This is a genomic window from Arcticibacter svalbardensis MN12-7 (assembly GCF_000403135.1).
Taxonomy (GTDB): Bacteria; Bacteroidota; Bacteroidia; order Sphingobacteriales; family Sphingobacteriaceae; genus Arcticibacter; species Arcticibacter svalbardensis.
In genome coordinates this window covers 1-23,663 of record NZ_AQPN01000079.1, presented here as the reverse complement: position 1 = coordinate 23,663, position 23,663 = coordinate 1, and the positions used below count along the sequence as shown (strand labels likewise).

Sequence of the window (23,663 nt, the reverse complement as noted above, 5' to 3'; positions counted from 1 at the left end):
TGGAACTTAAATGTTACCAGTTAATCACCGGATAATAATCAGCGATATTTGATAAGAAACATTTTGTAGAAGAGGATATTAGTGAAAGTTCTGTGCTTTCATCCTGATCAAATGGAATTCTAAACTATTGCTCTTTTTGGGTTACGTTACTAGGTATTACTTAATAAGAGCCGGTTAGAAACTTCCCTGAAAATAGAATGAATATTTGTTTTTTTATGTTCACTCATTGCTGCATAATATTCGTAACCGTAACGAGAGTCACCTCGTTTTTGTATAGCGTTAAACACAACCTGTAATTTTGGTAATTTATGCTCTTTATAGATTTTTTTAATAAAATTAAGATGCTTTTTATACGAATAATTTTGCCTGATCACATACAGTGCTGCATCGGCTAAACGGGATAAAATCATCGCATCCGTAACAAGAAATATTGGAGGTGTATCTATTAAAATGTCATCATAGTCGGAACGCAACCATTCTACCAGTTCATCGATTTCAATTTGCTCCAGTAATTCTGAAGGATTATCAGGAAGTGTGCCTGTACCTATAAAAAACAGATTAGGATGCATGGATGAAGGTGTAATGATTTGATTTATTGAGGCATGGCCTTTTAAAAAATCACTTAATCCTAATCCTTCCTGCAGGTTGAAGTTTTTAGCGATCTTAGGTTTTCGCAAGTCTAACTCCAGGATTAATGTTTTTCTGCCGGATGCAGCAAGTGCTACACCAAGGTTGCTTGTTACAAAGCTTTTGCCTTCACCAGATATGCTGGATGTAACTAGCGTTACTCGTCCGCTCTTTTTCTTTTCATGTAAATATAACAGGTTAGTTCGGAGTGACCTGAATTGTTCACCGATGGCAAAGCGACTCTTGTTATGAACGACAATTGGTGATTTTGAATATTCATATATCAGTTCAGCTGTAACAGGGACTCCTGTATGTTCGATCTGTTCGGTAGAGGATATTTTATTGTTAAAGAGTTCTTTTCCAAACAGCAGAAGAGATGGAATAAGTATGCCTATTACTAATGCAAGGGAATAGGTAAGGGGCTTTTTATAAGTATCCAGATAAGCACTATCTACCGTCTGACTAAAAGCAAGTGTGGAAGCGTGACTTAAAGCAGCCTCTTCCCTTTTTTGTAATAAGTAGAGATACAGATTTTCCTTTATACTTTGCTGACGTTGAATGCTAACGAGCTGGCGTTCATCACTAGGTAAACTTCGTATAGAACCTTCAAAACCAGAGTTGAATGATTCCAACTGTCTGCGGGTAGAAAGTAAGGAAGATTTGATGTTGCGAATGTTTTGTTTAATAGCATCTTTTGTGCTTGAAATTTGTTGTTTCAAGGGATCAAATGCAGGGTTTTTCTCAGGAAGAGTACCCATCAGCTTTTGATACTGAAGCTGCAGATCAATGAGTCGGCTCACATAGGCAGTTAGTCCTGGATCTGAAATTCCTATTGTAGAGGGAGTAGCACCGTTAACATTGTCTGGTGAACTTACATATCGTTCTAATTCCCTGATTACATTAAGTTGTACATCTACTTCATTGAGGTGATCATCGTTATTCTTTACATTTTCAAGGTACAACTTTGACTCAGATGATATATCAGTTAGCCCACGACTGCTTCTAAAGCCTTCAACCTCTTTCTCTACTGAATTTAATTCGCCGGTAAGTGAGGACAAGCGGTCATCTATAAACTTCAGAGCCGTTCCTGCAACCCGGTCTTTCTCTTTTGCTGAGGCATAATTATATTGAACAATTAACTGATTGAGGATATCTTTTCCTCTTTTAAGTACACTTTCCTGAAGGGTTAATTCAACTATAGATGCATTTTTATTGATCTCCGCTGCTTTAATCCGGCTTAGTAATTTATCCGTTGCCAACTCTGGATCAGTCACGTTTATTTGAATAGATTTACCTATATATTTATTAAAATCCGCTGTTTTTGATAATCTCCAGGAACCGAAGTTGTTTCGGAAGGAATCGTTGAAGGATAGTCGTTTAACAGTCCCATCATCTTCCTTTAATGAAAAGAAGTCTGAATTTTCAATGACAATGTTGAGATTCTTAGATTCGAAATCAGTGTTGTTGCGTTTTAAATAAAACTTAACAGGCGATATGCCATATAAATCCTCATCTACAATTCTCTTTTTTTCAGTATAATTAACCCATAGATCCAGGTTTTTTACTACCTGACTGATAATGGAACGAGATTTAATAATTTCTATTTCATTTTCAACACTTTTGCCACTTTGGTAGGGGTTAATTATTTCGTTTAATGTGGAGCCGGAGTTCGGTGAATCTTTTTCGACCTTAATTAACAACTTGGCTTTTACTAAATACTCAGGTTTTGCATAATGCAGATAAACATATGCCACTGCTAGCGTGCTGATAATACACACTAAAAATAATGGCCAGTAATATAAATATCTGAGTATCGTTTCTCCAAAGTTTTTAGAACTGCTTTCTTCTTCCTTTTCAACAAAGTGAGATAACGGAACATTTTCAATATTATTCATAAGACGAATATTATAAGTAATAGATATTAACGCGTTAGGAGTATAGCCACAATAGAAAGGGCTGATATTAAAATGCCTATATTCCTATAACTATTGTCGACACTTGCAAATTTGTTTCTGCCTGGCTGGACATATAAAATGTCATTAGTTTTTAAGTAATAATAGGGGGAATTAAATAGTTTTTTTGATGTAAGATCTATACGTATATATTCCCTGTTACCACCACTTTCACGTATCAGTACTACATTATTACGCAAGGCTGTAATATTCAAGTCTCCTGCCATAGTCAAAGCTTCAGCAATACTGATCCGTTGATTTTGTACAGGATACACTCCTGGTCTTAGCACATCTCCCATAACGGATACTTTGAAATTGATCAGGCGTATATTTACTACCGGTTGCTTTAAGTACTCATTAAGTCTACTTTGTATGGTCTCTCTTATGGACGACAATGTTAAACCTGAGACCTTCAGGTTTCCTATTAATGGAAGCTGTATGGCACCCTTTTCATCAACAAGGTAACCAACTATCGGGTTGTTAGGACTAATTTGAGAAGTTCCGGTGATGGTGTTCAGGTTGTAGTTGAACACAGATGAGGCTTCCGAATTGAGACTGCTCACACTTATCCCGATGATATCCTCAGGTTGTACAGTAAGTTCTTGGTAATTCCCAATTGTTTCTTTAACTGGAGATGTATTATTAAGATCCTGAAAATAGGGTACACCTTTATAACTGCAGCCTGAGATTAAGAATAATAAGCAAGATAATAAGATAGGAATTTTATACATAATAAGAAGTAATTTTAAATAACCTACAGCTTCGCCCCTCCACTTACACAGTGGCTATTATAGGGAATGGTTTAGACTCAAAACTTATAACATTAGTAATCTCAAAATTAGCTTAAAAAAAAGCTTATTCTATATAACTTAATAGGGTTGTGAGGGTTATGTAAATTTGCGAAAATAATTTGCCCTGATTTTCATATTATTTTACACAAAAAAATATTATATGTAAAATATTAGGCAAGTAATACTTATAAAACTAGCTTGTTGGGCTTTATATTAAAAAGTTGATTTAGGAGCGTATATTTTAAGTGCTTTTTTACACAATGCTTAATTCAGTTATTTATTTACTCCATATAATTAAGTACTTAGATAGATGTTTAAAGGTATATTTCCTTTCTTTTTGATATAGGAGGAAAATAGTTGTAAAGACCTTTTCTCTCTGCTTCTCAGTATTTTACATTTTTGTATTCATGTACCATAAGTGTTGCTTTTTTATGCTCAACTCCGTTTAACTTTATTTCGAAATCAAAGAGCTATACAATAACATTTATACTTATCAATTTATGAAAGCAGTAATATTAGCAGGCGGTTATGGTTCAAGAATAAGCGAAGAAAGTGGTACCAGGCCTAAACCAATGGTCGAAATTGGTGGCAAACCCATTTTATGGCATATTATGAAACTTTATTCTTCTCATGGAATAAATGACTTCATTATATGTTGTGGTTATAAAGGAGATGTAATTAAAGAATATTTTGCTAATTACTTCTTACATAATTCTGACGTTACGTTTGATATGAGCAATAATAGTATGGTGGTTCATAAAAGCCATACCGAACCATGGAAGGTGACCTTAGTGAATACTGGTCAAAATACAATGACAGGTGGTCGTTTAAAACGTGTAAGGGAATACGTAGGGGAGGAAACATTTTGTATGACCTATGGTGATGGGTTGAGTGATGTTGATATTGATGCTGTGATCGCTTATCACCGGTTACAGGGAACAATGGCTACACTTACTGCCGTACAACAACCTGGTAGGTTTGGTGCCTTTAATCTTGCAGCAGAAGATACTAAAGTAACTCACTTTCAGGAAAAACCTAATGGTGATGATATGCCCTGGATCAATGGAGGGTTTTTTGTATTAGAATCTGCTGTATTTGATTTTATACAGGATGATGATTCTATTTGGGAACGTGAATCTATGGAGAATCTGACCAAACAAGGAGAGCTGTCTGCATATCGTCATAATGGCTTCTGGCAACCGATGGACACACTTCGTGATCGAATGGTTTTAGAAGAAATGTGGCAAGCTGGAAATGCACCATGGTATCATAAAATAATGTCTAAGGCACCAGTAAGATATTAAATTTTCAATTCATCTTTTTATATAAAAAACAATATATGAAAATCTTAATCACGGGAAACATGGGTTATGTAGGCCCCGGTGTAGTGACTCAGTTACGTAAAAATTCCCGCAAGCCACCTTAATAGGATATGACATGGCTTATTTTGCATCTTCTTTAACAAATGTCTTAATCTTACCCGAATATTATCTTGATGTACAACTGTTTGGTGATGTCAGGAAAATAACTCAGGACGTACTTGAAGGTGTAGATGCTGTTATTCACTTAGCCGCAATTTCAAATGATCCAATGGGATCAAGATATGAAAAAATGACCTTTGATGTGAACTATAAATCCTCTGTAAAGCTTGCTGAAATGGCAAAAGCCGCTGGAGCAAGCTCATTTGTATTTGCATCAAGCTGTAGTGTATATGGCGCTGCCGGAGATGCTCCTAAAACAGAAACTTCTGAACTAAATCCGCTTACTGCTTATGCGAAATCAAAAGTTTCTACAGAGTTTGATTTAGAACAACTGGCAGATGAAAACTTTACTATTACCTGTCTGCGTTTTGCTACTGCTTGTGGAATGAGTAGTAGATTAAGACTGGATCTGGTGCTTAATGACTTTGTTGCCGGAGCGGTTACATCCGGACAAATTAATATATTAAGTGATGGAAGTCCTTGGCGTCCACTTATACATGTAAAGGATATGGCCCGTGCAATGGAGTGGGCAGTGACCAGAAATGCAGATAATGGAGGGGAATTTCTTGCCGTTAATGCAGGTTGCAAGGAATGGAATTATCAGGTTAAGGAGATTGCTGAAGCTGTAATTGCTGTTATTCCGGGCACAAGTGTCGTGCTAAATAAAGATGCAGCTCCTGACAAACGCTCTTATCGTGTTAATTTTGATCTTTTTAAACAGTTAGCTCCTGATCATCAACCGATATATACCTTACAACAAACCATTCGCGAATTATATGAAGGCCTGATTGCCATGAACTTTGCTGATGCTGGATTCCGTGATTCGCTTTTAATGCGGTTAATGGTTCTGACCAAACTTCAGGAGAGTGGATTGCTAAACGATGACTTGGAGTGGAACCATAACGTAAAATCAATACCAAGTCCGGAAACTATTACACAAACCCTTTAAGCATATAAAATGATATTTTCAGAAACCAAATTGAAAGGTGCATATATTATTGATGTGAAGAGATTGGAAGATGAGAGAGGCTTTTTTGGCCGCTCTTACTGTAAGGAAGAATTTAAATCTTATGGTCTAAATACCTCAATTGAGCAGTCTAATGTCAGTTATAATAAGATAAAAGGAACACTAAGGGGAATGCATATGCAGGTAGCTCCCTATGAAGAAACCAAACTGGTTCGTTGTACAAGAGGTGCAATTTGTGATGTGATCATAGATATGCGTGAAAATTCAGCTACCTATAAAGAATGGATAGGTGTAGAACTAACCGCCGATAGTTACAGGATGCTCTATGTTCCAGAGGGATTTGCTCATGGATTTATCACCTTACAGGACCATACAGATGTCACGTATCAGGTTACTCAAGGTTATATTCCAGGTGCTGAACGTGGCTTCCGTTATGATGATCCTGCTATCCAGATTGTATGGCCGATTCAACCTGTTCTTGTATCAGAAAAAGATTTAGCTCATCCTCTTCTTGAAGGTGTTTATCCTTCTTAGCTGATCTGAATTTAAGATACATCTAAATCCTGAGCTAATGGAGCCAAAAGAGCTCAAGAGGTATTAAAGTCAAAGCTTCAGGAAATTAATAATCATTATTTTACGAAATTAAATCTCATGATCATTGTAGACACTGCGCTTGCTAAACGTCAAGCAGAAAATAAACCAATTAGAGTAGGCATGGTAGGAGCCGGATTTATGGGCCGGGGTATTGCACTTCAAATATGTAATTATGTGCCTGGAATGGAATTAGTGGCCATTGCTAACCGTACAATTGATAAGGCTAGACATGCCTACACTGAAGCGGGTGTATCAGAAGTACACGAAATAACTTCCCTTACCGAACTGGAAGATAATATTCGTGATGGTAAATATAGTATTACAGGTGACGCCATGCTGCTGTGTCAGGCTGAAGGTATAGATGCTATCATTGAAGTCACCGGAGCAGTTGAGTTTGGAGCTCAAATAGCACTGCGCACCATTAAGAATAAAAAACACATTATTTTGATGGATGCAGAGGTCGACGGTACGGTTGGACCTATCCTAAAAGTGTATGCCGATCAGGCTGGTGTTATTTTTACTAATGTTGATGGTGATCAACCTGGTGTAGAGATGAATTTATTCCGCTTCGTTAAGTCATTAGGCGTCAAACCTGTACTTTGTGGTAATATAAAAGGACTTCATGATCCCTACAGGAATCCAACTACCCAAGAGGCATTTGCTAAAAAATGGGGACAAAAGCCTGCAATGGTAGCCTCCTTTGCAGATGGAAGTAAAATCTCCTTTGAGCAGGCTATTGTAGCCAATGGCACGGGTATGCGAGTGGCCAAACGAGGCATGCATGGACCATCAGTTCCATCGGGCACTCCGCTGAAGGATATCTTAAATTCATACCCCTTAGAGGACTTGATAAACGGTCCCGGCATAGTTGATTATGTTGTAGGTGCTGATCCCGGTCCGGGCGTATTTGTCCTGGGTACACATGATCATCCCATTCAGCAACATTACCTGAATCTGTATAAGCTAGGTGAAGGTCCTTTATATTTATTTTACACTCCTTATCATTTATGTCATTTTGAGGTGCCATTAACTGTCGCCAGGGCAGTATTGTTCCATGATGCCGCATTAGCCCCTCTTGGAGCCCCATGTGTTGAAGTTGTAGCCATTGCAAAAGTCGATCTGAAAAGCGGAGATGTCATTGACGGGATAGGTCATTATATGACATATGGTGTTTGCGAAAATGCCAACATAACAGAATTGGAAAATCTTTTACCTATTGGTGTAGCCGAGGGTTGTGTTTTGAAAAATGATATACCAAAAGATCAAGCGCTTACTTACGATGATGTAATCTTGCCAGAAGGAAGGCTTATTGATCAGCTACGTAAAGAGCAAAATGAATACTTCCATGTAGCTGCTAATCCCAGCACATTGTTATCATAAAAATGAATTAGCTAACCTCATTAACCCTATATTATTATGACTAAAAATTTTGTTTTACGAAATATCCGGATTATTCTCCTATCTGGTATCACTTTAGTACTTATAGGGGTTGCGTGTTTAGCTTACGTAAGAGATTTTGATTATTAACGATTTCTAACAGAATCTAAATTACGTATCATGATTCTCCTTTAATAACTTAATAATAACATTGGGTGTTTGTTTAATCTATCAAATACCGGTGTTATTATTAATATTGCAACCTAGATAAAAAGCTGGGATTCCATCTGAAAGAAATAGAGGAAATTAATTTTATAAATCCTATAGCGCTCATTCAGTCAAGCTGAATATTGAAAATCAACCAATTACCTTCCTTGCTTAACAAGAAATAATAGTTGTATAACCACCTCAACTTATTCATATATCTAAAATAACATTGATATATTTGAATCAGAAGTTGTCTTCTTCGCCTACTGTCTAAGATTTTAATGAAAACACGCTATTCTTACATACTGCATTATCTGCTTATTATAACAGACCTTTTGGTTATAAATTGTGCTTTCTTTTTTGCATGGTATCTTGTTTTTGGAATTAATCCTGCCTCATTTCAAGGGTCTCACAAAAATATTATACTCATCAATAATATAGTATGGCTTTTTTTATCCAGTTTTTTCGGTATGTATCGGAAAGACAGGTTACTTAATTTAAGAACCATATTTAAATCATGCTTTAAAGCCTACTTAGCACACTTTGTATTAATGGGTTTTTATTTGTTCTTTTCAGGAATAAGACGATTTGTGCCTTCTGATTTTATTATTGCATACTATAGCTGCTTGGGTATTATGTTTTTTATAAGCAGACTGGCCGCAGCATTTGTTGAATTAGGGATGTTCAGATATTTAAATGTCAGGCGTCCGGTATTAATAATTCCCAAAAATAATATGGGTCTTCGATTGGCATCAAGTCTTGAAATGGACCAAAACTATCATTTCCGTGGATTTAAATTTGATAGCGATAGCGATTTGATTGATAAGAAAAACAATAAGTTGTCATCCATAGTTTCAGAGGTGTTTTTAGATTGCGCATCAAATGGGATAAACGACATATACATCATTTTGAATCATCAGCATTTGAAGTATGCCCATGCGCTGGATGAAGAGGCAGAAAAAGCTTGTGTTCGATTAAATATAGTACCTGACTTAATGGGTAGTTTGTCGATGTCTTATACCACTGAGCACATGGGGCAGTTTACGGTAATTAGCTTGCGTCATGAACCTTTGGAAATCATAAGAAACAGGTTCAGAAAGCGCCTTTTTGATATATTCTTCAGCAGCTTTGTTATCGTTTTTCTGCTTAGCTGGCTGGTGCCTATTCTGGCTATTCTTATTAAATGGCAAAGTAAGGGCCCTGTTTTTTTTAAACAACCCCGAAGTGGAAGGAACAACGAAACCTTTGGTTGTTACAAGTTTAGAAGCATGCGGATGAACAACGATAGTAACAATAAGCAGGCTACCAAGGATGATGATCGGATTACCCCAATCGGAAGATTCATGCGACGTACCAGTATTGATGAACTTCCCCAATTTTTTAACGTGCTGATAGGTAACATGAGTGTTATCGGTCCACGTCCTCATATGTTAAAACACACCGAACAATATAGTGCTATAATTGATCAGTATATGGTTCGCCAGTTTCTTAAACCAGGAATCAGCGGACTTGCCCAAGTGAATGGATACCGCGGAGAAACAGAGGACCCCGAACTGATGCGAAAAAGGGTTGAATATGATTTAATGTATATGGAAAGCTGGCGCCTTTCATTGGATGTGAAAATTGTTTTGTTAACCGTGATCAATACTTTTAAAAAGGAAGATCGCGCTTATTAATACTGCCATTTTTTCATAAAAAAATGACAATTTGATTTGCTTAAACTGTAAAAATATCCGATCTCTTTAATCCAATATAATTAGTTAGTTGAAATTTAAAAAATGGCATTTACTTTGATTTACTGGTATTAATTTTAGAACAATTAATATAAAGTAATTTATAAAGGAGGATTGAAAATGTCACTAATTAAATTAACTAACGGAAACAGAGGCAACGTATTAGCACCTGTATTTAATGATTTGTTTGAAACTGTATTTAACGATTCTGTTTTATCCGACAGAATGGTTTCAAGGGTTCCTGCAGTAAACATTAGTGAGCAACAGGATAAATATTTAATTGAACTTGCTGCTCCGGGTTTAAAAAAGGAAGATTTTAGTGTTCAACTCGATAAGAAAATACTCACCATTACTGTAGAGCAAAAGTCAGAACAAAAAGAACAAGATAAGTTCTACAATAAACGCGAGTTTAGCTACCAATCTTTTGTTCGTTCATTCTCATTACCTGAAAGTGCTGATGACGCAGGAATTGAAGCAAAGTATCTAGATGGCGTACTTTCTATATATGTAGCTAAAAAGGACGAAATACAAAACAGTATTAAAAAAATTGAAATAAACTAGATTATTGTCTTGCACTAAGCTGTTTAATATAAAATATGGAAACCTTTCTCAAAAACATTTGAGGAAGGTTTTTTTTGAAAGGCCATTTCCCCCAACCATGCTTATTTTATCCATTCAGATATAAATGGACTATAGCAATCACTCAATTGGAAGTTCTATAGTACTTAAACGGACCTTTTTATTGTGGATCCAGGCTACCATTGATCAGGTAAATAAAAAAGGGGGAGGCACTGTGCTGATAACCCAAGGGTGTATGGAAAACGGGACGTATTAAGGGGGCAGAACTGCATTTCAGTTCCGAAGTAGAGGATTACCGTCCCGCAGTTTTTACCCGTAATGAAGGGATCGAAGTGATGTCATTGGGAGCCTGTATTTATGCTAATGGTTGCTGGGGAGTGCGGTGCATATGGGCGATCTGGCTAGTCGCTTTCCACCAAGAGCTGTTGATGCGTTGACCCGGCATTCCGGAATATATTTATGAAGGACATCATTGTCGAACGGGCATCTCAGTTTATTAAAAGTAATAAAATCCCTGAATCTCCTCTAGTTAATTGGACGCTTGATAATGCAGAGATATCTGCTGATAAGCTGATACCCATTAATGATGCAAAAAATACCCTGATTGAAAATGTAAGTGTTAAAAGTAAGGATTCCGAAATGCAAATTGATGCTTCAAAAGGTATTGTGCGTGAAAAAGTAATGTTTGAAGTAGAAGCTAAAAAATAAAATTTATTTCAACTTGAATAATAATAACCGTATATTAAAAAAGCCAGACTCAATAGCTATTGGTTCTGGCTTTTTTAATATACGGTTATGGAGTTGGACTTGTTGTTGAACCTGTAGGGCTTGTTGTTGGAGTCGTAGGATTTGATGGACTACCAGGACTTGTAGAATTTGGCAAAGGTGTCGCAGTAGGACTTGGAGAACTTGTTGGTGTTTGTGGAGTAGGAGTTGGGCTAGTCGTATTTGTTCCTGGATCTGTAGGATTAGTAGGACTTGGTACTGGTCTTCTCATTGGATCAGTAGTTGTAGGAGTCCTATTAGGAATTGGTGTACTGCTAGGAACTGGTTTCCGTGTATTTGTAGAATCCATAGGTAAAGGAGCAGTGGATGGATTTGTTAAACTTGAATCGGTTTTTTTAACCGTATCCTGTACTAAAATATGACCCAATGTACTTCCTTTTGCTGTTGACGCACTTAGGGAAATCAATCCTCCAAATGCTAATGTTGTCGCCAAAATTAATCGCTTTTTCATAATATTTTAATTTATAAGTAGATACACATTATTAACTAAAATTATGCCAATATGAAAATATGCTTAAAGGGCAATTTAAGTGTACTAATTACTATTCAAATCGGATAAAAGCTTATTGATCAGTATCATTTTTTTTTACCTTCTGCTTTGCTACCTTTGCAAATAATAATGTTTCATCATACCGGACAACGCAGAACCCATAAAAATAATATCCGATTAGCTCTATTGTTGTGTATGAGTGCAGGAGTAGTAAATGTCACTGGTTTTATCGCTTTTGGCATTTTAACCACGAATGTAACCGGCCATGTGGCTGTTTTTGCAGATCAGCTTTCCAATGGTAATTTTTCTTCTGCACGTATGATTGGCCTATGGATGCTCACATTTCTTGCAGGCGCCTTCTTTTCCAGTCTTTGGTTAAGGCTCACCACCAATAACAAACGTTTTGCTTTTACGGTTCCTATAATCGTCGAAATAATTATTCTTCTCCTGGTTGGGTATTTTGGTTACGACTTCGATTATTCTATTGTCAGCACCGAGATTTTTGGTGGTAGCCTACTGTTTGCTATGGGTCTGCAAAATGCCTTAGTATCCGAAATTTCCGGCTCAGTAGTTCGAACCACACATTTGACGGGTATGTTTACTGATCTGGGGATCGCCCTGGCAAAGTCTATCTATGGCGATGTTAAAACTAAGGCAGCTCTTCGTCCCAAGATCATGCTTTATTTAGTGATTATCTTTTTCTTCTTTTTTGGAGGCATTGCAGGAGGTCTACTCTTTAAACGGTATTACTACCATACCTTTTACCTGCCTGCATTTATCTTGATGGCTGTCATGATTTATGATATGTTTCGTTTCAAAACCGTTCTCTTTTTTCGTAGAGTGAAGAGTAAAAGAGGCTTACACTCTTTTTACCGCCGGTAATCTTTAATTACTCTTCTAAATGAATTTTCTAACCTTTTCAAGATAGTTCAGAATTAACCATATTAATTTTCCTCTTTTCTATTCAAACTTTTCTTATAGCAACTTGGTTGTCACTTTGAATTATTGTGGACCTGTCCTGCAGGCAATTTCTAATTAATTAAACTAAACTACATGGTTGATTCCAAAGGCCGAAGAAGAGTAATTATAAGTAACGTTTCTCCGGTAGTAGAAGGGGGACAATATCCTGCTAAGTCTGCAGTGGACGAGTACATCACTATTTCTGCTGATATCTTCAGCGACGGACATGATGAGATTGCTGCTAGCGTGCTGGTCAGACATATAGATGATCCCGATTGGGTAGAATATCCGATGAGTCACATCATCAATGATCGTTGGGCATATCAGCTAAAAACCGACAAACAAGGCTTTTACACGTTCAAAGTACAGGGATGGGTGGATCACTTTATTACCTGGCAAAAGGGACTTAAGAAAAAACAAGCGGCAGGGCAGGACTTAAGCGTCGACCTGCAGATTGGTGCGGACTTAATTGAACAAGCTCAGCTGAAGGTCTCTAAAATAGAAAAGGCACAAATAGACTTTTGGATTAGTGCTTTAAAAGATCCAATCAGTCAGGAGGATGGAGTTGTTCTGGCCATGAATACTGAACTCACTGAAGTGGTACGAAGTTACAAGGACGAGAATCTAATCAGCCTGTCCCCGCAGCACGAAATAGAAACCGAGCGTAAAAAAGCAGCTTTTAGTTCCTGGTATGAGCTTTTTCCCCGGTCAGCATCAGCAGCCCAAGGCGAACATGGAACCTTTCAGGATGTACAAAAACTCTTGCCACGGGTAGCCAAAATGGGCTTTGATGTTTTGTATTTCCCTCCCATTCATCCTATTGGGGAGAAAAACCGGAAAGGAAAGAATAACTCACTTGTGGCTACAGCAGAAGATCCAGGATCACCATGGGCCATAGGAAACCGAACCGGTGGGCATAAGGACATCCATCCTGAACTGGGATCTCTAGAAGATTTCAAGACGTTAGTAGAAGAGGCTAAGAAAACAGGGATTGAAATCGCAATGGATATCGCTTACCAATGTGCACCCGATCATCCTTATGTAAAAGATCATCCCCAATGGTTTAAGTGGCGCCCTGATGGATCTGTACAATATGCAGAAAATCCCCCTAAAAAGTACGAAGATATTCTCCCAATCAACTTTGAAACAGAAGATTGGAAAGACCTATGGCAGGAACTTCAGGATGTAATCTTGTACTGGATAGATCAAGGGGTACGTATTTTCAGAATTGATAATCCACATACCAAAGCTTTTCTCTTTTGGGAATGGATGATTGCCGGAATAAGGAAGAAATATCCTGATGTCATCTTCCTGGCAGAGGCATTTACCCGACCAAGGTTAATGGAACGACTTGGAAAAGCTGGCTTTACGCAGTCATACACCTATTTCACCTGGCGTAATACCAAGCACGATATTGAAGAATATATGAATGAACTGGTTAATTCCCAGATGCGGTTCTTTTTTAGACCCAATTTCTGGCCCAATACACCAGATATACTTCCTCCCGAATTAGCATCAGGAGGGGAAAACGCACATATCATGCGGATTATCCTTGCGTCTACACTTTCCTCCAACTACGGAATCTATGGGCCGGTTTATGAATTTGGCATCAACACAACCCACCCTGGAAAGGAAGAGTATACCAACAATGAGAAGTATGAACTCAAACATTGGGATTGGGATCGTTATACACGAATCAAAGAAATAATCACCCGCATAAATAAAATAAGGCATCAGAATACAGCCCTTCAAACGACATGGAACATTGCCTTTGCAGAAACCACCAATGACCAGATCATCAGTTACGCAAAGAAAGATCCGGAATCGGGTAATATCATCCTTGTCGTAGTTAATCTGGATGTATTTAATCTTCAAGGCGCACACATTAAGTTGCCGGCAGATCATTTGGGAATCAAACCTGGAAACCAGTATCGATTAAAAGACTTGCTAAGTGGTAGTACTTACACCTGGCAGGATGAATGGAATTACGTTCAACTGAATCCTTATGAAATGCCTGCTCATATTTTTAAACTAGAACCATACAATTAATCCGGGAATCTATGCCTGATAAAAAGATACAATTAGACGAAAAGCTGCATTGGTATAAAGATGCAGTGATCTATGAGCTCCATATCAAAGCCTTTAATGATGGAAATTCAGATGGTATAGGCGACTTTCAAGGATTGATGCAGAAATTGGATTATCTGCAGGACCTTGGTATTACTGCCATCTGGCTGTTGCCTTTTTACCCGTCGCCACTACGAGATGATGGATACGACATTGCCGACTACTACAACATTAACCCTTCGTATGGCACGATAAGGGAATTTCGCTTGTTTCTAAAAGAGGCCCATAAGCGAAATCTGAGAGTAATTACCGAATTAGTCATCAACCATACTTCCGATCAGCATCCCTGGTTTCAAAAGGCAAGGAATGCACCTAAAGGATCTGCCTTGCGCGATTATTATGTGTGGACAGATGATCCCAAGCAATACAAAGACGCGAGGATTATCTTTCAGGACTTCGAAGCTTCCAACTGGACATGGGACGCTGTAGCGAAACAATACTATTGGCACCGTTTCTTCTTTCACCAACCGGATCTGAATTTTGATAACCCTGCCGTACAGGATGAAGTATTCAAGATGATTAACTATTGGTGTAAAATGGGCGTAGATGGTTTTAGGCTCGACGCTGTGCCCTACCTCTTCGAACGCGATGGTACGAACTGCGAAAACTTGCCCGAAACCCATGTGTTTCTTAAAAAACTCAGGAAGTATGTAGATGAAAACTTTCCCGGAACGCTGCTCTTAGCGGAAGCAAACATGTGGCCTGAAGATTCTGCCTCTTATTTCGGCAATGGCGATGAGTGCCAGATGAACTACCATTTCCCGGTTATGCCACGGATGTTCATGGCGGTTCAGATGGAAGACCGTTACCCGATCACCGATATTTTCGATCAGACACCTGCCATTCCTGATACCTGCCAATGGGCTATTTTCCTGAGGAATCATGATGAGCTGACGCTGGAAATGGTTACCGATGAAGAAAGGGATTACATGTACAAAGTATACGTAAAAGACCCTAAAGCAAGAATTAATTTAGGTATCAGGCATCGTCTTGCTCCTCTCCTGGAGAACAATCGAAGTAAAATCGAACTCCTCAACTCCTTACTTTTTACCCTTCCGGGAACCCCTGTTATTTATTACGGGGATGAAATTGGTATGGGTGATAACTTCTATTTAGGCGATAGAGACGGCGTGAGGACCCCTATGCAATGGGATGCCGATCGGAACGGTGGTTTCTCAAATGCAAACCCCCAGCAGTTATACCTTCCAATGATCCTTGATCCACAATATCACTTCGGGACAGTAAACGTGGAACTGCAATCTAATAATACCTCTTCCTTGTTATGGTGGATGAAGCGGATTATCAGTATGCGCAAGAAATATAAGTCACTAAGCCGGGGTGACATGAAGTTTATCAACTCTGAAAATGCAAAAGTCTTGGCTTATACCCGCTGTTACGAAGACGAAACCATTCTGATTGTCTCCAATCTATCCCGTTTTTCACAGTCAGCCGAGTTAGATCTGGATTCTTATTCCGGATATGCCCCGGTAGAGATCTTTAGTCGTAACCGGTTCCCGCTTGTAAAAACCGATCAGCCCTATGTGTTTATGCTGAATGGATATTCCTGCCTGTGTTTCATCATGCAAAAGGAAAGTGTTGATGCACTCGAACCTGGAGCAATAAAAACGGTGCAGGTAGATAAATGGAAGGACCTGACCGAAAGGGCAAATCTGGATAAACTGGAGCGGGATATTATCCCTGATTACCTGATGCGCATGCGTTGGTTTGGAGGCAAAGGACGTGGTATAGAGCGGATTGAAATAACAGATTCTGCTGTTGTACCTTTAGCTGAAGACAGTGCCATTTTTCTACTCATTCAGGTTTCTTACCAGGATGGACTTCCGGATACCTACCAATTGCCAATTGCCTTTGGAAAAGATCAGTTTTCATTTAAAATTCAGGAAAGCTGTCCCCAATCTATCATAGCAAAAATTAAAGTAGGGGAGCTGGAGGGTGTTATTTATGATGCCATATATGGTTTTAATCTTCAGGATGTATTGATCCGACGGATGGCTTATAACCAGGATGTGCCTTTAAAGAATGGAGTGCTTGATTTTAAAGCTACAAGGGCACTTAAGAAACACCTGAGTACGCACGAAAAAATAAAACCAAGGGTATTATCTGCCGAGCAAAGTAATACCTCCATCATCTACGATAATTGTTTCTTCCTCAAAATCTATCGGAAAGTCGATCTGGCCATAAATGCAGATATGGAAATCATTCATTTCCTGACGAATGAGGCTAAGTTCAAGCATATTCCCGCTTTCGTTGGCTCTTTGGAATGGAAGTTTCCAAAAGGAAATATGGTTCTCTGCATGATGCAGGAAATGGTTTCCAGTAATAGTGATGGCTGGACGTATATGCTCGACCGTCTTAACGATTACAATGAAAAAATACTGGCTAATCCTAAAGCAGATGCCGTAATTAAAGAGTTGAAGGGGAACCTGTTGGAGCCTGTACCCTATGATGAGGTACCAGATGATTTAAAAAGTCTACTGGAAGGTCCGGTTTCCGATAATGTTCGCTTATTAGGCTTGCGCACTGCCGAGATGCATCTTGCTTTAGCATCCGGACAAAAACTCGATTCTTTTAAATCTGAAGATTTCTCGCTTCATTACCAGCGCTCTGTTTTTTCTTCCCTGCAATCCCTGGTCAGAGTCGCTTTCCAGAGTTTAAACAAAAATATGAAGAAGCTGCCTGAAAGTTTGAAAGAGGAAGCACTCGAACTTCTTGGTATGAAAGAGGAAATACTTACCGTACTAAAACGTGTGTACACTCAAAAGATTGAGGTAACTAAGATTCGGATTCATGGTGATTATCATTTAGGACAGGTTTTGTTTACGGGTAAAGATTTTATAATTCTTGACTTTGAGGGAGAGCCGGCAAAAAGTTACAGTGAAAGAAGGCTGAAGTATTCTCCCATTAGGGATGTTACAGGGATGCTTCGCTCGTTTCAGTACGCTGCATATGGCAGTTTATATATCGATAAAAAAATCAGACCTGAAGATATTAACAAATTATTACCCCATGTGGAACAGTGGTATCATTATATGAGTGGCTTTTTTATGCAATCCTATTTGCAAAAGGTACAGGGAGCAAATTTCATACCTCAGGACAAAGAAAGTCTTGGAATTCTTTTGCAAACTTTTCTGCTGCAAAAAGCAATATATGAGCTAAATTACGAGCTGAATAATCGCCCTGATTGGGTTATCGTCCCCATGCGTGGTATTAAGTCAATAATGAAAAATTTTAATGTTCCGCTTATCCAAAAGGTTTAACTAACTAACCATGCCAGACATTCTTCAATCCATTCCATTCTCATTGTTTACCGATTTTGATGTAGCTCTTTTTAAAGCAGGTAAACATTATAATCTTTATAATAAACTTGGATCTCACCTAGTGAACCACGAAGGTGAAAAAGGTACTTACTTTGCAGTTTGGGCCCCCGCTGCCAGTTACGTAACCGTAGTAGGCAATTTCAACTCATGGGATAAAAACAGTCACCCTATGCATGTGCGCTGGGATGGTTCAGGAATCTGGGAGCTCTTTATTCCCGGTGTTTTACATGCGGAATATTATAAATATTACATTGAAAATCCCAATGGTTTTAAAGTAGAAAAGGGTGATCCTTATGCCTTACATTGGGAAACTCCACCGCATACTAGTTCTATTACCTGGGATCAGGCTTATACATGGAATGATGCTAAATGGGTTACGGAGCGCCAAAAAGAAAATGCACTCAGTAAACCCATCTCTGTTTATGAGGTTCACCTGGGATCCTGGAGAAGGTCAACTGAAGATGGATCTTTTTTAACCTACCGTGAAATTGCAGCTCAACTTCCTGATTATTGTGTCTATATGGGATTTACCCACGTGGAATTTATGCCCATCATGGAGCATCCTTTTTACGGGTCATGGGGTTATCAGGTGACTGGTTATTTTGCGCCATCCAGTCGTTTTGGTGCACCGGAGGACTTCAAATTTTTAGTCGACCAGCTGCATCTTGCAGGAATAGGCGTTATACTGGATTGGGTACCTTCTCATTTCCCTGTTGATGAGCATGGATTAGGTTACTTTGACGGATCTCATCTTTATGAATACGCAGACCCCCGTAAAGGATTTCACCCGGATTGGAAAAGCTTTATCTTTAATCTGGATCGGAATGAAGTAAGGGAGTTTCTGATTTCGAATGCCTTTTTCTGGCTGGAGCAATTTCATATTGATGGATTGCGCGTTGATGCAGTCGCTTCTATGTTATATCTGGATTATTCCAGAGAGGAGGGGGAGTGGATTCCCAACCAATATGGTGGCAGAGAAAATCTGGAAGCAATCAGTTTCCTAAGAGAGCTTAATACTGCTGTACATGAGTCTTTCCCTGATGTAATTACCGTTGCGGAAGAGTCAACTTCATGGCCGGGAGTTACGCACCCTGTACACGAAGGTGGTTTAGGTTTTGATATGAAGTGGATGATGGGATGGATGCATGATACCCTTCACTATTTCGAAAATGATCCCGTTTACAGAAAGTACCATCAAGGCCAAATCACCTTCAGTTTGCTTTATGCATTTACTGAAAAATTTACGCTTCCTTTATCTCACGACGAAGTGGTGTATGGTAAACAATCCCTGTTAAATAAGATGCCCGGGGATGAATGGCAGAAATTTGCCAATCTCAGGCTGTTATTTGCGTATATGTATGGACATCCAGGCGCTAAACTGATCTTTATGGGTGGTGAATTTGCACAAAGTCATGAGTGGCAGCATGACTTTAGTCTGGACTGGCACGAAAATCATCATCCCTTAAATAATGGCGTACAAAGTCTGGTTAAAGACCTGAATATGCTATACCATGAGCCGGCGCTGTATACCTATAATTTCACCTATGAGGGCTTTGAGTGGATTGCAAATAATGACGATCAAAACTGTGTAATTTGTTGGCGCAGGAAAGGGATTAATATAGAGGAGGACCTGATTTTTGTAGCCAATTTTACACCGGTAGTTCGTTCTAATTACCGCATTGGCGTTTCTTTGAGAGGCTTTTACAAAGAAATTTTGAATTCAGATTCCTTAAAATACGGAGGAAGTGATGTGTTAAACTCAGGTGAGCTGGATGCATTTCCTATCCCTGCACATGACCAGACACATTCCCTCTCATTAACATTACCGCCCTTAGGTGTTATCGTTTTGAAATTTTCACATGCAGAGGAATAAGTCATGAGCAAGCGCAGTTATTTCTATAGAAATAGCCTTTCCATCGTATTCTTATTCTTATTTATTATCACCCTTGCCGCTCAGGCATTAACCGGATGGAAAGAACACAATAAGGATTTATCAGAGGCACAGGTACCCATTTTAAGCTTGTTTGCTTATTTGGGAACCGGCCATTTTATATCGGCCACCTTTGAGAACTTTCAAAGTGAGTTTTTACAAATGTCCCTTTATGTTGTGTTAACTATTCACCTCAGACAACAAGGATCTGCCGAATCGAAAAAACTGGAAGGAAAGGAAGAAGTAGACCGTGATCCAAAACCCGGTAAAGACTCACCTTGGGCCGTAAGAAAAGGCGGTTGGATACTGAATATTTACAGTTACTCCCTTTCTTTAGCCTTCTTTATTTTATTTTTCATTAGTTGGGGTCTTCATTTATACGGAAGCTGGATCGATAACAATGTACAGCAGGAAATCCATCACCAATTGCGGGAAAGCTTGGCTCAGTTTCTAGCTGAATCCACTTTTTGGTTTGAAACCTTTCAAAATTGGCAGAGTGAATTTCTTTCAGTAGCCTCTATTGTAATCCTGACCATCTACCTGAGACAAAAAGGATCTCCCGAATCAAAACCAGTAGATGCCTCTGATATAGAAACAGGAAAATAAGATCAACAAAATGATTTTTAAGGTGTTAATAATCTACATCTTAAAGAAAAACATTATGTTAGAAAACGTAAATCCTGAACACAAAGAGGGGCCCGTTGCCCGTAAAATTGAAGAACAAACAGCCAAACTCCCATCTGATCTGTTTTTGTGGGCTGCACTAACATCCATTGGTGTTTCGCTTACATTGAAAATTATGCATAAACGGCATAATGCTTTATTCGTTGGTCAATGGGCTGCTCCATTCCTTCTATTAGGAATTTACAACAAGCTTGTAAAATTAGAAGGTCACGATTAAACTTAAAATAGGATCAGTAAACAAAAATCTGTTCAACCAAATTCTTGTTTACTGGCCTTAATTAGTAAACTCTTTATTTTAAAATAACTTCCAGGTATTATTATTTTTTCCAGTGCTGTAAATACTGCTGGCATTCCTACATCCTTCCTACTCCGTTTAAAAGAAAACTATGTACACATTAGGCATTAATGCTGCGTTCCACGATTCCGCTGCATGTATCATTAAAGACGGTATATTATTAGCTGCTGCTGAAGACGAACGTTTCACCCATTTTAAACATGGCAAAAGGCCGGTTCCTTTCTCTACCTGGGAATTGCCCTTTCATGCTATTGATTACTGTCTGCAGATCGCCCAGATCAATTTAAGCGATGTAGACCATGTGGCGTACTCCTTTGATCCTTATTTACTTATTCCGGATCAGTTTAAATCTGCTCATTCTATAGAGATTCCATTTATTCCCGGTGGTACATCAAGTACTGAATGGTTGAATCCATGGGACCCTTTGTTTCTTTCCTCTATCTTAAATGGCCCTTCTCAGCTTGTAGATGGGTACCCGCATCATCTTCAAAAGCGCTTTAAAGGTGCAACAGTTTCTAGTTTTGAATGGCATTTCGTAGAGCATCATATTGCACATGCCGCAAGTGCTTTCCTTCCTTCTCCGTATTCTCAAGCCGCAATTCTTACTTTGGACGGACGTGGCGAACGTGCTACAACCACCTATAGCATTGGAAAAGGCAATGAGATGACCCGAATAGGAGAAGTACAAATGCCGCATTCGCTTGGTTTGCTCTATGAGCGTTTAACGACCTACCTCGGATTTTTACACTCTTCGGATGAATACAAAGTGATGGCCCTGGCCTCATATGGGAAACCGGTGTTTGTAAAAGACTTCCGGGAAATGATCACTATTGGCGAAAAGGGGCAATATACCATTACCGATGAGCGGTTTGAAGAGCGCTTTGGTCCCACACGCCTAAGGCATGAAGAATTTACCGCACACCATTTCAATATTGCACATTCCCTGCAATTTGTACTGGAAGAAACCGTGTTAGCATTAACAAACTGGCTCTATCAGGAAACGAAAGAAGACAATCTGTGTATGGCAGGTGGCGTGGCCTTAAATTGTGTATTAAATGCCCGGATCAGGGATCGGGGTCCGTTTAAGAATATCTGGATTCAACCCGCTGCAGGCGATTCAGGCACTGCTCTTGGTGCTGCAGAATGGATTGACGCGCAAGAAAGAAAAAGTACCACGAAAGACTTTACCATGGATCATGTGTATTGGGGTCCTGAATATACCGATGATGAAATTGAGAAATTTCTTAAGTGGGCTAAAGTTCCTTATCGTAAATTGGATAATGTAGCCGAAGAAGGTGCTGAAATACTGGCTCAGGATAAAATTATAGGCTGGTATCAGGGCAGGATGGAATTCGGCCCAAGGGCATTGGGAAGTCGCTCTATACTAGCTTCTCCCATCAGTCCGAAAATGCAATCCCGTTTAAATGAAGTGAAGGACAGGGAAGACTTCCGTCCCGTTGCCCCCGTAGTGCTGGAAGAAGATGCCCATGAATGGTTTGAAGGAGCAGAATACTCGCCCTTTATGTTATTTATTTACGATGTTAAACCTGATAAAGCAGATCAGATTCCAGCAGTGCGGCACACCGATGGAACAGCGCGGATTCAAACTGTAAACAGTACGCAACATCCGCAGTATTACAACCTGATAAAAGCATTTAAAGCGAAAACAGGTGTGCCTGTATTGGTGAATACTTCTTTCAATACCCTCGGAAAACCTATTGTTTCTTCGCCAAGGGATGCTGTAGAATGTTTTTGGTCTTCGCCTTTTGATGCGCTGATTATAGGTTCTTTTTTAATTGAAAAATAATGAATAGGAATATATCTGTCGTAGTGCCCACGTATAAGAGGAGCGAATTACTGATCAGGTGTTTAAATGCGCTTTTAACTCAATCTATTGGAAAGAGTACCTATGAAATTATTGTTGTAAGTGATGGGCCGGACCCTGATACTGCTGATGCAATTGAAGTGTGGACGGGTTTTATTCATCCCAATGTGTCTTATTATCCGCTACCCCAGAAAAAAGGGCCGGCTGCTGCCCGCAATTATGGATGGATGAAAGCAAGTGGGGAGTTAATAGCATTCACCGATGATGACTGCATTCCGGATCAGGATTGGCTGGCTTCACTCCTGGCCGCCTATCATGATGAGGAAGAACTCGTGATAAGTGGCCAGGTAATTGTTCCTTTACCTGAAAACCCTACCGACTTTGAGCGTAATACCGCTCATCTGGAAACCGCAGAGTTTATTACGGCAAACTGTGCCTGTACGAAGAAGGCACTTTGGGAAACCGGAGGATTTGATGAGCGTTTTGAGCAGGCATGGCGGGAAGATAGTGACCTGCACTTCAAAATTATACAGCATAAAATCCCCTTAAAAAAGGTAAGTAATGCTGTTGTTGTCCATCCCGTTCGTACAGCACCCTGGGGGATCAGTATCAAAGAACAGCGAAAGGGTATGTACAATGCCTTGCTTTATAAAAAGTATCCGGAATTATATGAATCTAAAATTCAGTCAAAAGCACCCTGGGATTATTACGCCATGATCGTATCTGTTTTTATAGGCGTTGGCGCAGTGTTGATGAAATCAGGACTTGTAGCTTTAATCAGCTTTTCTATTTGGTTTGTTTTAGTACTTCTGTTTGTACTTCGGCGATTAGCTTCTACCTCACGGTCACCGGAGCATGTTGCTGAAATGATTGTAACATCTATAATTATCCCTTTTTTATCAGTTTACTGGCAACTATAT

General features: G+C 39.1%; 18 protein-coding genes. 15 read left to right on the top strand and 3 right to left on the bottom strand.

Going from position 1 to position 23,663, the window contains the following annotated elements; all coding sequences use genetic code 11:
* Positions 1-149 precede the first annotated feature (149 nt).
* Positions 150-2,522: a GumC family protein gene (locus tag ADIARSV_RS10070; RefSeq protein ID WP_016195395.1), complete on the bottom strand. Its 2,373-nt coding sequence runs from the start codon at positions 2,520-2,522 to the stop codon at positions 150-152.
* Positions 2,523-2,548: 26 nt separating this feature from the next.
* A complete protein-coding gene (locus tag ADIARSV_RS10065) occupies positions 2,549-3,310 on the bottom strand; it encodes a polysaccharide biosynthesis/export family protein (RefSeq protein WP_016195394.1) in 762 nt (253 codons plus the stop codon).
* A 560-nt stretch (positions 3,311-3,870) separates the two neighbouring features.
* On the opposite strand from ADIARSV_RS10065, the gene rfbF reads away from it, so the two are divergent.
* From rfbF to ADIARSV_RS10030, 7 genes are all read left to right on the top strand, one after another.
* Complete coding sequence (gene rfbF / locus ADIARSV_RS10060) at positions 3,871-4,674, top strand: glucose-1-phosphate cytidylyltransferase (RefSeq protein WP_016195393.1); 804 nt, start codon at positions 3,871-3,873, stop codon at positions 4,672-4,674.
* Positions 4,675-4,807: 133 nt separating this feature from the next.
* A complete protein-coding gene (locus tag ADIARSV_RS10055; RefSeq protein ID WP_016195392.1) occupies positions 4,808-5,800 on the top strand; it encodes an NAD-dependent epimerase/dehydratase family protein in 993 nt (330 codons plus the stop codon).
* A gap of 9 nt (positions 5,801-5,809) precedes the next feature.
* Positions 5,810-6,352 (top strand): dTDP-4-dehydrorhamnose 3,5-epimerase, encoded by a 543-nt coding sequence (rfbC, locus tag ADIARSV_RS10050; RefSeq protein ID WP_016195391.1) that lies wholly within the window; start codon positions 5,810-5,812, stop codon positions 6,350-6,352.
* Between the two features lie 117 nt (positions 6,353-6,469).
* Positions 6,470-7,792, top strand: coding sequence for an NAD(P)H-dependent oxidoreductase (locus tag ADIARSV_RS10045; protein ID WP_016195390.1), 1,323 nt, complete (start codon positions 6,470-6,472; stop codon positions 7,790-7,792).
* A 485-nt stretch (positions 7,793-8,277) separates the two neighbouring features.
* Complete coding sequence (locus ADIARSV_RS10040; protein WP_016195389.1) at positions 8,278-9,672, top strand: exopolysaccharide biosynthesis polyprenyl glycosylphosphotransferase; 1,395 nt, start codon at positions 8,278-8,280, stop codon at positions 9,670-9,672.
* Positions 9,673-9,849: 177 nt separating this feature from the next.
* Positions 9,850-10,290 carry an Hsp20/alpha crystallin family protein gene (locus ADIARSV_RS10035; RefSeq protein ID WP_016195388.1) on the top strand — a complete coding sequence of 147 codons (441 nt, stop codon included), beginning with the start codon at positions 9,850-9,852 and terminating at the stop codon, positions 10,288-10,290.
* Positions 10,291-10,767: 477 nt separating this feature from the next.
* Positions 10,768-11,016, top strand: coding sequence for a hypothetical protein (locus ADIARSV_RS10030; RefSeq protein WP_016195386.1), 249 nt, complete (start codon positions 10,768-10,770; stop codon positions 11,014-11,016).
* A gap of 85 nt (positions 11,017-11,101) precedes the next feature.
* Here ADIARSV_RS10030 and ADIARSV_RS21505 read toward each other — a convergent pair whose 3' ends face one another.
* Complete coding sequence (locus ADIARSV_RS21505) at positions 11,102-11,545, bottom strand: hypothetical protein (RefSeq protein ID WP_152439830.1); 444 nt, start codon at positions 11,543-11,545, stop codon at positions 11,102-11,104.
* A gap of 168 nt (positions 11,546-11,713) precedes the next feature.
* Here ADIARSV_RS21505 and ADIARSV_RS10020 point away from each other — a divergent pair, with 168 nt between their 5' ends.
* The 8 genes from ADIARSV_RS10020 to ADIARSV_RS09985 all read left to right on the top strand — a co-directional run.
* A complete protein-coding gene (locus ADIARSV_RS10020) occupies positions 11,714-12,466 on the top strand; it encodes a YoaK family protein (RefSeq protein WP_016195384.1) in 753 nt (250 codons plus the stop codon).
* A 171-nt stretch (positions 12,467-12,637) separates the two neighbouring features.
* On the top strand, positions 12,638-14,593 hold the full coding sequence (locus ADIARSV_RS10015; protein WP_016195383.1) for an alpha-1,4-glucan--maltose-1-phosphate maltosyltransferase: 1,956 nt from the start codon (positions 12,638-12,640) through the stop codon (positions 14,591-14,593).
* 11 nt (positions 14,594-14,604) lie between these two features.
* Positions 14,605-17,949, top strand: a complete 3,345-nt coding sequence (treS, locus tag ADIARSV_RS10010; RefSeq protein ID WP_016195382.1) for a maltose alpha-D-glucosyltransferase — start codon at positions 14,605-14,607, stop codon at positions 17,947-17,949.
* 10 nt (positions 17,950-17,959) lie between these two features.
* A complete protein-coding gene (gene glgB / locus ADIARSV_RS10005) occupies positions 17,960-19,882 on the top strand; it encodes a 1,4-alpha-glucan branching protein GlgB (RefSeq protein WP_016195381.1) in 1,923 nt (640 codons plus the stop codon).
* Between the two features lie 3 nt (positions 19,883-19,885).
* A complete protein-coding gene (locus ADIARSV_RS10000) occupies positions 19,886-20,545 on the top strand; it encodes a DUF6766 family protein (RefSeq protein ID WP_016195380.1) in 660 nt (219 codons plus the stop codon).
* 55 nt (positions 20,546-20,600) lie between these two features.
* On the top strand, positions 20,601-20,840 hold the full coding sequence (locus ADIARSV_RS09995) for a hypothetical protein (protein ID WP_016195379.1): 240 nt from the start codon (positions 20,601-20,603) through the stop codon (positions 20,838-20,840).
* Between the two features lie 169 nt (positions 20,841-21,009).
* A complete protein-coding gene (locus tag ADIARSV_RS09990; RefSeq protein WP_016195378.1) occupies positions 21,010-22,725 on the top strand; it encodes a carbamoyltransferase family protein in 1,716 nt (571 codons plus the stop codon).
* On the top strand, positions 22,725-23,663 hold a 939-nt coding region (locus ADIARSV_RS09985; RefSeq protein WP_040299712.1), incomplete at its 3' end, for a glycosyltransferase family 2 protein. The genes ADIARSV_RS09990 and ADIARSV_RS09985, both read left to right, overlap by 1 nt.

What these genes read in the sequence shown, in the direction of transcription:
- ADIARSV_RS10035 (WP_016195388.1), top strand. Translation starts at nt 9,850, where the DNA reads ATGTCACTAATTAAATTAACTAACGGAAACAGAGGCAACGTATTAGCA.
- ADIARSV_RS10065 (WP_016195394.1), bottom strand. Translation starts at nt 3,310, where the DNA reads ATGTATAAAATTCCTATCTTATTATCTTGCTTATTATTCTTAATCTCA.
- rfbC (WP_016195391.1), top strand. Translation starts at nt 5,810, where the DNA reads ATGATATTTTCAGAAACCAAATTGAAAGGTGCATATATTATTGATGTG.
- ADIARSV_RS10030 (WP_016195386.1), top strand. Translation starts at nt 10,768, where the DNA reads ATGAAGGACATCATTGTCGAACGGGCATCTCAGTTTATTAAAAGTAAT.
- ADIARSV_RS10040 (WP_016195389.1), top strand. Translation starts at nt 8,278, where the DNA reads ATGAAAACACGCTATTCTTACATACTGCATTATCTGCTTATTATAACA.
- ADIARSV_RS10045 (WP_016195390.1), top strand. Translation starts at nt 6,470, where the DNA reads ATGATCATTGTAGACACTGCGCTTGCTAAACGTCAAGCAGAAAATAAA.
- ADIARSV_RS10070 (WP_016195395.1), bottom strand. Translation starts at nt 2,522, where the DNA reads ATGAATAATATTGAAAATGTTCCGTTATCTCACTTTGTTGAAAAGGAA.
- ADIARSV_RS10020 (WP_016195384.1), top strand. Translation starts at nt 11,714, where the DNA reads ATGTTTCATCATACCGGACAACGCAGAACCCATAAAAATAATATCCGA.
- ADIARSV_RS21505 (WP_152439830.1), bottom strand. Translation starts at nt 11,545, where the DNA reads ATGAAAAAGCGATTAATTTTGGCGACAACATTAGCATTTGGAGGATTG.
- ADIARSV_RS09995 (WP_016195379.1), top strand. Translation starts at nt 20,601, where the DNA reads ATGTTAGAAAACGTAAATCCTGAACACAAAGAGGGGCCCGTTGCCCGT.
- glgB (WP_016195381.1), top strand. Translation starts at nt 17,960, where the DNA reads ATGCCAGACATTCTTCAATCCATTCCATTCTCATTGTTTACCGATTTT.
- ADIARSV_RS10055 (WP_016195392.1), top strand. Translation starts at nt 4,808, where the DNA reads ATGGCTTATTTTGCATCTTCTTTAACAAATGTCTTAATCTTACCCGAA.
- ADIARSV_RS10015 (WP_016195383.1), top strand. Translation starts at nt 12,638, where the DNA reads ATGGTTGATTCCAAAGGCCGAAGAAGAGTAATTATAAGTAACGTTTCT.
- ADIARSV_RS09990 (WP_016195378.1), top strand. Translation starts at nt 21,010, where the DNA reads ATGTACACATTAGGCATTAATGCTGCGTTCCACGATTCCGCTGCATGT.
- rfbF (WP_016195393.1), top strand. Translation starts at nt 3,871, where the DNA reads ATGAAAGCAGTAATATTAGCAGGCGGTTATGGTTCAAGAATAAGCGAA.
- treS (WP_016195382.1), top strand. Translation starts at nt 14,605, where the DNA reads ATGCCTGATAAAAAGATACAATTAGACGAAAAGCTGCATTGGTATAAA.
- ADIARSV_RS10000 (WP_016195380.1), top strand. Translation starts at nt 19,886, where the DNA reads ATGAGCAAGCGCAGTTATTTCTATAGAAATAGCCTTTCCATCGTATTC.